The organism is Hoyosella subflava DQS3-9A1 (assembly GCF_000214175.1).
Classification (GTDB): Bacteria; Actinomycetota; Actinomycetes; order Mycobacteriales; family Mycobacteriaceae; genus Hoyosella; species Hoyosella subflava.
In genome coordinates, this window is record NC_015564.1 from 453,421 (window position 1) to 464,274 (window position 10,854).

Here is a 10,854-nt window from a genome sequence, read left to right on the forward strand (position 1 = left end):
GCGATGAATGGAACTGACGAAATGATCGACGTAAAAGACATCAGTCGCGTGCTCGTCGCGAACCGTGGTGAGATCGCTCGCCGGGTTTTCGCGACGTGCCGTCGTGCAGGTATCGGCACTGTCGCCGTGTTCTCAGACGCAGACGCGGATGCGCCGCACGTGAAGGAAGCAGACTCGGCCGTGCGGCTGCCGGGAAACACTCCCGGCGAAACATACCTTCAGTCGGACAAGCTCATCGCGGCGGCGAAAGCATCCGGCGCGGATGCGATTCACCCCGGGTATGGCTTCCTTTCTGAGAACGCCGAATTCGCCCGGGCCGTCATCGACGCCGGCCTGACCTGGATCGGTCCTCCGGTGAAAGCCATAGAGCTGATGGGGTCGAAGGTCGAGTCCAAGAAGATGATGGACGCCGCAGGGGTGCCCGTCCTCAACAAACTTGACCCGGACACCGTCACGGAAGGGGAACTGCCTGTCCTCATCAAGGCATCCGCCGGTGGCGGCGGCCGCGGTATGCGGGTTGTGCGGTCACTCCCCGAACTTCCTGGTGCAATCGAAGCGGCGCGCTCTGAGGCGGGTTCCGCGTTCGGTGACCCGACTGTGTTCTGTGAGCGTTACCTAGAAACAGGACGGCACATCGAAGTCCAGGTCATGGCTGACCAGCACGGAACTGTCTGGGCCGTCGGTGAGCGTGAATGCTCCATCCAGCGCCGGCACCAGAAGGTCGTGGAAGAAGCTCCTTCGCCGCTGGTGGAACGGCTCAAGAGCGAAGGCATGCGTGATCGCCTGTTCGAGGCTGCACAGCTCGCGGCGAAAGCCATCGACTACGTCGGGGCTGGCACTATCGAGTTCCTGGCTGATGAGACCGGCCATTTCTACTTCCTCGAAATGAACACCAGGCTCCAGGTCGAGCATCCTGTCACGGAGTGCACCACTGGACTGGATCTCGTTCAGCTGCAACTTGACGTCGCAGCCGGGGCGGTTCTCGACGCCGAACCTCCCGCTATGCGCGGGCACTCGATCGAGGTCCGCCTCTACGCGGAAGATCCGGCACAGGACTGGCAGCCACAGAGCGGCACGGTGCACCACCTTGACGTGCCGGGCCTGCGCAGGGAGTTCGAGGTTCTCACGGAACTGGGCGTACGGCTCGATTCCGGCGTCGTCGACGGGTCAGTTGTGAGCGTTTTCTATGACCCGATGCTCGCGAAAGTGATCTCCTTCGCGCCCACCCGCAGGCAGGCCGCGCAAGTCCTTGCCTCGGCGCTCGCCGGAATGCAGCTGCATGGTCTGGTCACTAACCGGGACCTACTCGTGAACATTCTCCGCCATCCGGCTTTCCTCGCGGGTGACACCGACACTGCGTTCTTCACGACCCATGGTCTTGACGTTCTGTCCGCGCCGATCACCTCTGAAGACGCTGTGGGGTGGGCAGCCGCGGCGGCAGCGCTCGCCGACTCGGAAAACACCCGGGCGGACGCGACAGTGCAGCGCCGGATTCCCAGTGGCTGGCGCAACCTGCCCGCGCAGCACCAGCGGCGCGTCTACACGACACCTCAGGGGGACCACGAGGTGAAGTACCGCTTCACCAGGAACGGCCTCTCCGTAGAAGGACACGACGAACTGACGCTTGTGGCCGCCGCGCCCCACGAGGTCATCTTCGAGATCAACGGTGTTCGCAGGCGTTTCAGTGTTGCCCGGTACGGCGCAATGCGCTGCATCGATTCGCCGCTCGGCCACGCGACGTTCACCGCCGCCCCGCGTTTCGTCGACCCCTCCGCCGAGGTCGCGGCGGGCTCGCTGCTCGCGCCAATGCCGGGCTCAGTCATTCGTCTCGCTGCCGCTGTAGGGGACCGTCTGACCGCGGGACAGCCCATCCTGTGGCTCGAGGCGATGAAAATGGAACACACAATCTCCGCCCCGACCGACGGGATTTTGACTGAACTGCCTGTTCAAGCAGGCCAGCAGGTTGATGTTGGCACGGTGCTTGCCGTTGTCGGCGACGAAGACAACGCGGAATCTATCCAGGAAACCTCCGGAGAAGAGGGACAGAAATGAGCTTCGTAGAAACCGAAGAGCAGCGCGAACTCCGCAAGGCGGTAGCGGACCTCGGCGAGAAGTACGGCTGGCAATACATGCTCGAAAAGTCGCAGAAGGGTGAGAAGACTACCGAACTGTGGGACGAAGCAGGAAAGCTCGGCTTCCTCGGGGTCAACCTTCCTGAAGAGTACGGCGGCGGCGGTGCAGGAATGTACGAGCTGTCACTCGTGCTCGAGGAGCTTGCCGCAGCGGGAACGGGCCTGTTGATGATGGTTGTGTCACCCGCGATCTGCGGCACGATCATTGCTCGGTATGGCACTGAAGAGCAAAAGCAGAAGTGGCTTCCTGGAATTGCGGATGGCTCGATCACGATGGCATTCGGGATCACCGAACCCGATGCTGGCTCGAACTCGCACAAGATCATCACTACCGCTCGGCCGGATGGTGATGAGTGGCTGCTGACGGGCCGGAAAACCTACATTTCAGGGATCGACCAGTCGCAGGCTGTGCTTGTGGTTTCCCGCACCGAGGATGCCAAGACCGGCAAACTGAAGCCCGCGCTCTTCATCGTGCCGACTGATGCCGAGAACTTTGAGTACCAACCCATCGAGATGGGCATCATGAGTCCCGAGAAGCAGTTCACCCTGTTTTTCGATGACGTCCGCCTTCCGGCCGACGCGCTGGTGGGTTCCGAGGACGCAGGTCTGATGCAGCTGTTCGCTGGGCTCAATCCAGAGCGCATCATGGCGTCGGCTATGGCGATCGGGATGGCCCGGTATGCGCTGAACAAGGCGACGAACTATGCGAAGGAACGTCAGGTTTTCAAGACCCCAATTGGTGCGCACCAGGCGATCGCCCATCCGCTCGCGCAATGCCACATCGAGATCGAACTCGCGAAACTGATGATGCAGAAAGCAGCGGTGCTGTACGACTCAGGTGACGACTGGGGTGCGGCGTCGGCGGCGAACATGGCAAAATACGCCGCCGGTGAAGTGGGAACCAAGACGGTCGACCAGGCGGTACAGACTCACGGTGGAAACGGTCTCGCGATGGAATACGGCCTTGTGCCCCTGATCGCGGCGTCTCGCCTGACGAAGATCGCGCCAGTCAGCCGCGAAATGATCCTGAACTTCATCGCGCAGGCCAACCTCGGTCTGCCGAAGTCGTACTGATCGGGAGAGGGTATGAGCGAACAACTCGTGCAATATGCCGTTGACGGCGGGATCGCGACGATCACACTCGACTCGCCGAAAAACCGCAACGCGCTCTCAACGCGACTGGTTCAGGGTGTGTCGGAAAGCTTGCAGTCGGCCGCGCAGGACGATGACGTGCGCGCGGTCGTCCTCACCCACACGGGTGGCACGTTCTGCGCGGGTGCTGATTTGCAGGAAGCTGCAGAGTCCGGCGGCGAGCAGTTGGATCCGCTCGAGGTCGCCAAGCTCAGGACCAGCCAGATGCGTGATCTGCTGCGTGCGATCGTGGCGCACCCGAAACCCGTGATCGGTCAGATCAACGGTCATGTGCGGGCAGGCGGTATGGGTCTCGTCGGCGCCTGCGACCTTGTCGCGGCAGGCCCCGACAGTACGTTCGCGCTGACGGAGGCGCGCCTCGGACTGGCGGCGTCGATCATCTCACTGACGCTGCTCCCCAAAATCGATTCCCGCGCCGCTTCTCGGTACTTCCTGACCGGGGAGAAATTCGATTCGGAGACCGCTCAGCAGATCGGCCTGGTCACGCAGGCCAGTGCGGATCCAGCTGCGACGGCAACCCATTGGTCGGCGGAGCTGGTCAAAGCGTCACCGCAGGGTTTGCGAGAGTCGAAAGGTCTCACGACGGCGGAGGTTCTTGCTGGGATTGACCAGCGAGGTGACGAACTTGCGGCCCTTTCGGCACGGCTATTCGCCTCCGAGGAGGCACGCGAAGGGATGATCGCATTCCTGCAGCGCCGTCCGCCCCGGTGGGCTGAGAAGTACGAGACGGTGGGCCGCTAACGGTGACCATCCGCGAACCCCAGCAGGAGCGCAGTCGCGCGACTCATCAGCGCCTGCTCGAAACCACCATTGAGTGCCTCGCCCAGCACGGCTGGGCGGGTACGACAGTGGGGGTAGTGGCGCAGCGGGCTGGCGTATCGCGCGGTGCCATTCAGCACCATTTCCCGACCAGGGAAGATCTGATCACCTCCGCGCTCGAGTTCATTTTCGACCAGCGAATGGCGGAAGTCCGGGCCGCCGCCGCAGATCTGCCGGAGGGCGCCGAGAGAGTTGAAGCAGTGGTCATCCGGTTGGTCGACTACTTCACGGGTGTTCTCTTCAAGGCTGCTCTGCAAGTGTGGACGGCGGCCGCGGCAGACCCTGCACTGAAGGAACGGGTGGTTCCGCTGGAACTGCGCTTTGGACGGACCGTTCACACGATCGCGATCGAACTGCTCGGCGCCGACGACTCGGATCCTGATACGCACCGTCTGGTGCAGGCCACTCTCGACATGGCGCGTGGCTTGGGCCTCGCGGATGTGCTGACAGACGACTCCCGTCGGCGATCGCAAATCGTTGCCACGTGGGCGCAGCACCTCAGTACTGCGCTCACGCGGGTACGGGCACCCTCGGCCGCGGGGGCGCCGCAGTAACTCACGAAATGACAGTTCTCAAAGGAAGGCGTACATCCTCAAAAGAAACTTCCTTTGAGGGTGTACGCCTGGTTGTGAGAATTAGCGCGCCGCGGGGCGAGGGCACTCCAGGTAGCATCCGGTACGTGGAGACTCGTGGGCTGAGACGCGTTGGCGCCGGACTCGCGGCTGCGCTGTGCGTGCTGTTAACAGCCTGCTCAGATGGCCCAGAAACTGAGTCCGAGCCGCATCAGAACGAGCAGAACGAGCCTGGCCAGGTGGATGCTGCGGGATTGTTCTTCGGGGAATGCGGCGGGGTGTCAGCTGATGAACTGATGCAAACCACAGGAATCAGTAACGTTCGGCTCATTGAGCGAAACTCAGTCGGCTGTCGCTGGGAGGACCCGAACTTTTTCGGCGCGCGCGCCTCATTCTCCTGGTACCGGGGTAGTCCGATCGGGCGAGAACGGGCGCTGGTGGAGCTCTCGGGCCGGGACGTATTTGACGTATCTATGCAAGGCCCCAATGGCGAACTGCATGGTTTCGCAGGGCGCGGTGTGGGCATCTGTGAGGTATCGATCGAGTCGGAATCGGATTTCTTTGTCTGGTCCGTCGTGTTCGATCAGCTTTCGCCGCCGCGCGATATGTGTGAGCGGGTTGAGGCGCTGGCAGAAATGACGGTGACACGTGCCGAATAGATGCGGTTTCAAATGGCGGCGTGCCCTGGCGTGCGGCGCGGCCGCCGCCCTCCTCGGAGCCGGCCTCGTCGGCTGCACCAGGGAAATCGAGGGCACCGCGCGCGCTGACGGCTCCGTGGGCCAGGTGGACAGTCAAGAGTTCCTGAACCTGCTCGATGAGTGCGAGTTCCTGCCGGCTGAAGACATTGCAGAGGTGTTCGATGCCGATGGGGTGAGTAATACGTTCTTCGGAGCCATCTGCCGGTACGACGTCTATGGGCCCCTAGGCACGGTGGGGGTGACGCTGGCGTGGTTCGAAGACGGATCCTTGTGGCGCGAGCGCAGGGCCACTGAGCAGCTCGGTTACGAGGTAAATAACGTCTCGGTTGCGGGGCAGGGCGGGTTTGAGGTCCGCATTCCCGACGATCCGATGGCGTGCGGGGTCGCGACACGATCTGGCGACGGCGGGTCCCTGACTTGGTGGGTGCATCCGCAAGGATCGCGTGCGGGAGTGAACAGCTGTGACGCCGCTTTGGAACTGGCGGAGATGAGTGTCAGGATGAACTTCTGACGCGACGGAGTACGGCTGCAGGCTTCAGGCAGAGCCCACCGATGGGTGGGGATGCACTGACTTTGACCTGGACGGTGATATAGAGGTATTGTTGCCGGTCGTGCCCGATGCATTCGGGTCGAATCGCAAGCCTGAATTCAGTGACTCCGGCGGCAGAGAACTGTCCGCCGGTGTTGGTGCGGGTGCTGTAGCGAGCGCTTCGCAAGTATTTTCGCTGGTCAGGGGTGCGACACTCCCGACCTCGGGATGACGGGCCTGGGCTTGTACTGTTGAGCCCGGTTAACCCAGAAAACTTTGAATACGTTCCGCTCTTGAACAAGAGAGTGAAGAAGCACCAGAGGAAAGCCGGTCTATGCCCACCATTCAGCAGCTGGTCCGTAAAGGGCGCCAGGACAAGGTCGCCAAGACCAAGACCGCGGCCCTGAAGGGGAGCCCCCAGCGTCGCGGTGTGTGCACACGCGTGTACACCACCACCCCCAAGAAGCCGAACTCTGCGCTGCGGAAGGTGGCCCGTGTACGCCTGACCAGCCAGATTGAAGTTACGGCATACATCCCCGGCGAGGGGCACAACCTTCAGGAGCACTCCATGGTGCTCGTGCGTGGCGGTCGTGTGAAGGACCTTCCGGGTGTTCGCTACAAGATCATCCGCGGTTCGCTTGACACGCAGGGTGTCAAGAACCGCAAGCAGGCACGCAGCCGTTATGGCGCGAAGAAGGAGAAGAGCTAATGCCTCGCAAGGGCCCAGCACCCAAGCGTCCGCTCATCGCTGATCCTGTGTACGGGTCGCCGCTCGTTACGCAGTTGGTGAACAAGGTTCTGCTCGATGGTAAGAAGTCGACTGCGGAGCGCATCGTTTACAGCGCTCTCGAGCAGGCTCGCGAAAAAACCGGTACCGACCCGGTTGTCACTCTGAAGCGCGCTCTCGACAATGTGCGTCCCGCCCTTGAGGTCCGCAGCCGCCGCGTTGGTGGCGCGACCTACCAGGTGCCGGTTGACGTTCGTCCCGCCCGGGCTACCACCCTGGCCATGCGCTGGCTCGTGACATTCTCACGTGCACGACGTGAGAAGACAATGGTCGAGCGGCTCGCCAATGAGCTGCTCGATGCGAGCAACGGTCTTGGTGCATCGGTGAAGCGGCGTGAAGACACGCACAAGATGGCTGAGGCTAACCGGGCGTTCGCGCACTACCGCTGGTGACGACCCTTCGCAGCTGTCCGTTTCTGCCGGCCAGCTGCATCGGGAAGTGCCCGGCTCGATACAGTTACGGTGAATACCGTGCAACGCCTGTCACCCGACTGAGCCTGGCGAGAAGATCGTGATGACAGCGATAACAGCGATAACAAGGCAACCGCACACAACGACAAGAACGAGCGGGGAAGATTCCAGTGGCACTTGACGTGCTGACCGACCTGAACCGGGTCCGCAACATCGGCATCATGGCGCACATCGACGCCGGCAAGACAACAACCACCGAGCGGATCCTGTTCTACACCGGGATCAACTACAAGATCGGTGAAGTTCACGATGGCGCGGCCACCATGGACTGGATGGAGCAGGAGCAGGAGCGGGGTATCACCATTACCTCCGCAGCCACTACGTGCTTCTGGAAAGACAACCAGATCAACATCATCGACACCCCTGGTCACGTCGACTTCACGGTCGAGGTGGAGCGTTCGCTCCGTGTCCTCGATGGTGCGGTTGCTGTCTTCGACGGCAAGGAAGGCGTTGAGCCGCAGTCCGAGCAGGTCTGGCGGCAGGCGGATAAGTACAACGTCCCCCGTATCTGCTTCGTCAACAAGATGGACAAGCTCGGGGCCGACTTCTACTTCACCGTGCAGACGATCAAGGACCGTCTTGGCGCGAAGCCGCTGGTTCTCCAGCTCCCCATCGGTTCCGAGAACGATTTCATCGGCGTTGTGGACCTGATTGAGAACAATGCGATCATCTGGCACGAGAAAGATGAGCAGGGCAACCCTGGCCGCGGGCAGGTTTTCGAGGTCATCGACATCCCGGAGGATCTTGCTGAGCGGGCGGAGCAGTACCGCCAGGAACTGATCGAGACTGTCGCGGAATCCGATGAGGAACTGCTTGAGAAGTTCTTCGGTGGCGAGGAGCTGTCGAAGGACGAGATCAAGGGCGCTATCCGCAAGCTCACCATCTCCGGTGAAATGTATCCCGTGATCTGTGGCTCCGCTTTCAAGAACAAGGGCGTTCAGCCCATGCTGGATGCGGTCATTGCTTACCTTCCGTCGCCGCTCGACGTGCCGTCGATCGAGGGTCATGTTCCCGGGGACGAGTCTGCGGTTCTGACCCGCACGCCCAACTCGGACGAGCCCTTCTCTGCGCTCGCGTTCAAGGTTGCTACGCACCCGTTCTTCGGAAAGCTCACCTACGTCCGCGTTTACTCGGGCAAGGTCGACACGGGTTCGCAGATCACGAACTCGACCAAGGGCAAAAAAGAGCGTGTTGGCAAGCTCTTCCAGATGCACTCGAACAAGGAAAACCCTGTTCCGTTTGCATCCGCGGGCCACATTTACGCGTTCATCGGTCTCAAGGACACCACCACGGGCGACACGCTGTGTGACGCGTCGAACCCCATCATCCTCGAGTCGATGACCTTCCCGGACCCGGTCATCGAGGTAGCGATCGAGCCGAAGACGAAGTCGGACCAGGAAAAGCTCTCCACGGCTATCCAGAAGCTCGCCGAGGAAGACCCGACCTTCAAGGTCCACCTCGACGACGAGACCGGTCAGACCGTGATCGGCGGTATGGGTGAACTCCACCTCGATATTCTCGTCGACCGCATGAAGCGTGAGTTCAAGGTCGAGGCGAACGTCGGTAAGCCGCAGGTTGCTTACCGTGAGACGATTCGCGGGACCGTGGACAAGCACGAATTCACCCACAAAAAGCAAACCGGTGGCTCCGGACAGTTCGCTCGCGTCATCATCAAGCTCGAGCCTTTCAAGGGCGAGGATGGCGAGCACTACGAGTTCAAGAGCGCTGTCACCGGTGGGCGTGTGCCGAGGGAGTACATTCCTTCGGTGGACGCTGGCGCACAGGACGCCATGCAGTACGGCGTGCTGGCTGGCTACCCGCTGACCGACGTTAGGGTCACGCTCCTCGACGGTGCGTACCACGAGGTCGACTCGTCGGAAATGGCCTTCAAGATCGCCGGTTCCCAGGCCCTCAAGGAAGCTGCCCGCAAGGCACATCCGGTGATTCTCGAGCCGCTCATGGCGGTCGAGGTCATCACTCCTGAGGACTACATGGGAGATGTCATCGGTGACCTGAACTCCCGCCGTGGTCAGATTCAGGCCATGGAGGAGCGCAGCGGTGCCCGTGTCGTGAAGGCACTCGTTCCGCTGTCGGAGATGTTCGGCTACGTCGGCGACCTCCGGTCGAAGACTCAGGGCCGGGCGAACTACTCAATGGTGTTCAACTCCTACGCTGAAGTTCCCGCGAACGTGGCGAAGGAGATCATCGCGAAGGCCACCGGCGAGTAAGTTCACCAACCGCCGCCCATAGGTAGTATCTCCGGGTAGCCTTCCTAGGAGCCGCTTCTCTGGGAACCCCTCACCATCTGGGGTAACGGCAAGACCACCACGTTAGAACAACCGCACTGCTGCAAACTGCAAGCACTAATTAGTCCAGGAGGACACAAAGTGGCGAAGGCGAAGTTCGAGCGGACCAAGCCGCACGTCAACATCGGCACCATCGGTCACGTTGACCACGGCAAGACCACGCTCACCGCTGCTATCACGAAGGTTCTGCACGATACCTTCCCCGACCTCAACAAGAGCTTTGCGTTCGATGAGATCGACAAGGCTCCTGAAGAGAAGCAGCGCGGTATCACCATCAACATCTCGCACGTCGAGTACCAGACGGATAAGCGTCACTACGCTCACGTCGACGCACCCGGCCACGCCGACTACATCAAGAACATGATTACCGGCGCCGCGCAGATGGATGGTGCAATCCTCGTGGTTGCTGCTACCGATGGACCTATGCCGCAGACTCGCGAGCACGTTCTCCTCGCTCGCCAGGTTGGCGTTCCGTACATCCTCGTTGCGCTTAACAAGGCTGACATGGTCGACGACGAGGAAATCCTCGAACTCGTCGAGATGGAGGTCCGCGAGCTCCTGTCTTCACAGGAGTTCGATGGCGACAACGCACCTGTCGTTCAGGTTTCTGCACTCAAGGCGCTTGAGGGCGACGCGAAGTGGGCCGAGAAGATCGTCGAGCTCATGCAGGCTGTCGACGACTCGATCCCGGATCCTGTCCGTGAGACCGAGAAGCCGTTCCTCATGCCGATCGAGGACGTTTTCACGATCACCGGTCGCGGTACCGTCGTCACCGGCCGTATCGAGCGCGGCAAGGTCAACGTGAACGAGGAAGTCGAGATCGTCGGCATCCGCGAGAAGTCCACGAAGACCACCGTCACGGGCATCGAAATGTTCCGCAAGCTTCTTGACTACGGCGAGGCTGGCGACAACGTCGGTCTGCTTCTCCGTGGCATCAAGCGCGAAGACGTTGAGCGTGGCCAGGTTGTTGTCAAGCCGGGCTCGACCACTCCGCACACGGACTTCGAGGGTCAGGCATACATCCTTGCCAAGGATGAAGGCGGCCGCCACACGCCGTTCTTCAACAACTACCGTCCGCAGTTCTACTTCCGTACCACGGACGTGACCGGCGTCGTTACCCTTCCTGAGGGCACCGAAATGGTCATGCCGGGTGACAACACTGAGATGGTCGTCAAGCTCATCCAGCCTGTTGCCATGGACGAGGGTCTGCGTTTCGCCATCCGCGAGGGTGGCCGCACCGTTGGTGCAGGCCGAGTGACCAAGATCATCAAGTGATCTGACGCTCGACCGAATCTTCGTAACGGCACTCACCCCCGCTGGGGTGGGTGCCGTTGCTTTGTGTTGACCGGGATGAGTCAGCAGTGCGCCCTTAACCCTTATCAGGGCGGT

General features: G+C 61.3%; 10 protein-coding genes. All 10 read left to right on the forward strand.

Annotated elements, in window-relative coordinates; translation table 11 throughout:
* Nucleotides 1-3: 3 nt before the first annotated feature.
* The 10 genes from AS9A_RS02165 to tuf all read left to right on the forward strand — a co-directional run bounded on the left by AS9A_RS02165 (nt 4) and on the right by tuf (nt 10,740).
* A complete protein-coding gene (locus AS9A_RS02165) occupies nt 4-2,052 on the forward strand; it encodes an acetyl/propionyl/methylcrotonyl-CoA carboxylase subunit alpha (protein ID WP_013805249.1) in 2,049 nt (682 codons plus the stop codon).
* Nucleotides 2,049-3,206 (forward strand): acyl-CoA dehydrogenase family protein, encoded by a 1,158-nt coding sequence (locus tag AS9A_RS02170; protein ID WP_013805250.1) that lies wholly within the window; start codon nt 2,049-2,051, stop codon nt 3,204-3,206. Before AS9A_RS02165 ends, AS9A_RS02170 begins: the two co-directional genes overlap by 4 nt.
* 12 nt (nt 3,207-3,218) lie before the next feature.
* Complete coding sequence (locus tag AS9A_RS02175; protein WP_013805251.1) at nt 3,219-4,025, forward strand: enoyl-CoA hydratase family protein; 807 nt, start codon at nt 3,219-3,221, stop codon at nt 4,023-4,025.
* A 2-nt stretch (nt 4,026-4,027) separates the two neighbouring features.
* Nucleotides 4,028-4,657, forward strand: coding sequence for a TetR/AcrR family transcriptional regulator (locus tag AS9A_RS02180; RefSeq protein ID WP_013805252.1), 630 nt, complete (start codon nt 4,028-4,030; stop codon nt 4,655-4,657).
* 125 nt (nt 4,658-4,782) lie between these two features.
* Nucleotides 4,783-5,334, forward strand: a complete 552-nt coding sequence (locus tag AS9A_RS02185) for a DUF3558 domain-containing protein (protein WP_013805253.1) — start codon at nt 4,783-4,785, stop codon at nt 5,332-5,334.
* Nucleotides 5,324-5,884, forward strand: a complete 561-nt coding sequence (locus tag AS9A_RS02190) for a DUF3558 domain-containing protein (protein WP_013805254.1) — start codon at nt 5,324-5,326, stop codon at nt 5,882-5,884. Before AS9A_RS02185 ends, AS9A_RS02190 begins: the two co-directional genes overlap by 11 nt.
* Before the next feature lie 352 nt (nt 5,885-6,236).
* Nucleotides 6,237-6,611 carry a 30S ribosomal protein S12 gene (gene rpsL / locus AS9A_RS02195; RefSeq protein WP_013805256.1) on the forward strand — a complete coding sequence of 125 codons (375 nt, stop codon included), beginning with the start codon at nt 6,237-6,239 and terminating at the stop codon, nt 6,609-6,611.
* Nucleotides 6,611-7,081, forward strand: coding sequence for a 30S ribosomal protein S7 (rpsG, locus tag AS9A_RS02200; protein WP_013805257.1), 471 nt, complete (start codon nt 6,611-6,613; stop codon nt 7,079-7,081). Before rpsL ends, rpsG begins: the two co-directional genes overlap by 1 nt.
* A 188-nt stretch (nt 7,082-7,269) precedes the next feature.
* Entirely contained in the window at nt 7,270-9,387 is a 2,118-nt protein-coding gene (gene fusA / locus AS9A_RS02205) for an elongation factor G (protein WP_013805259.1), read from the forward strand.
* A gap of 159 nt (nt 9,388-9,546) precedes the next feature.
* Nucleotides 9,547-10,740: an elongation factor Tu gene (tuf, locus tag AS9A_RS02210; RefSeq protein ID WP_013805260.1), complete on the forward strand. Its 1,194-nt coding sequence runs from the start codon at nt 9,547-9,549 to the stop codon at nt 10,738-10,740.
* Nucleotides 10,741-10,854 lie beyond the last annotated feature (114 nt).

Excerpts from the sequence above, each read along its gene's own strand:
- AS9A_RS02165 (WP_013805249.1), top strand. The coding sequence starts at position 4 with ATGAATGGAACTGACGAAATGATCGACGTAAAAGACATCAGTCGCGTG.
- AS9A_RS02170 (WP_013805250.1), top strand. The coding sequence starts at position 2,049 with ATGAGCTTCGTAGAAACCGAAGAGCAGCGCGAACTCCGCAAGGCGGTA.
- AS9A_RS02175 (WP_013805251.1), top strand. The coding sequence starts at position 3,219 with ATGAGCGAACAACTCGTGCAATATGCCGTTGACGGCGGGATCGCGACG.
- rpsL (WP_013805256.1), top strand. The coding sequence starts at position 6,237 with ATGCCCACCATTCAGCAGCTGGTCCGTAAAGGGCGCCAGGACAAGGTC.
- rpsG (WP_013805257.1), top strand. The coding sequence starts at position 6,611 with ATGCCTCGCAAGGGCCCAGCACCCAAGCGTCCGCTCATCGCTGATCCT.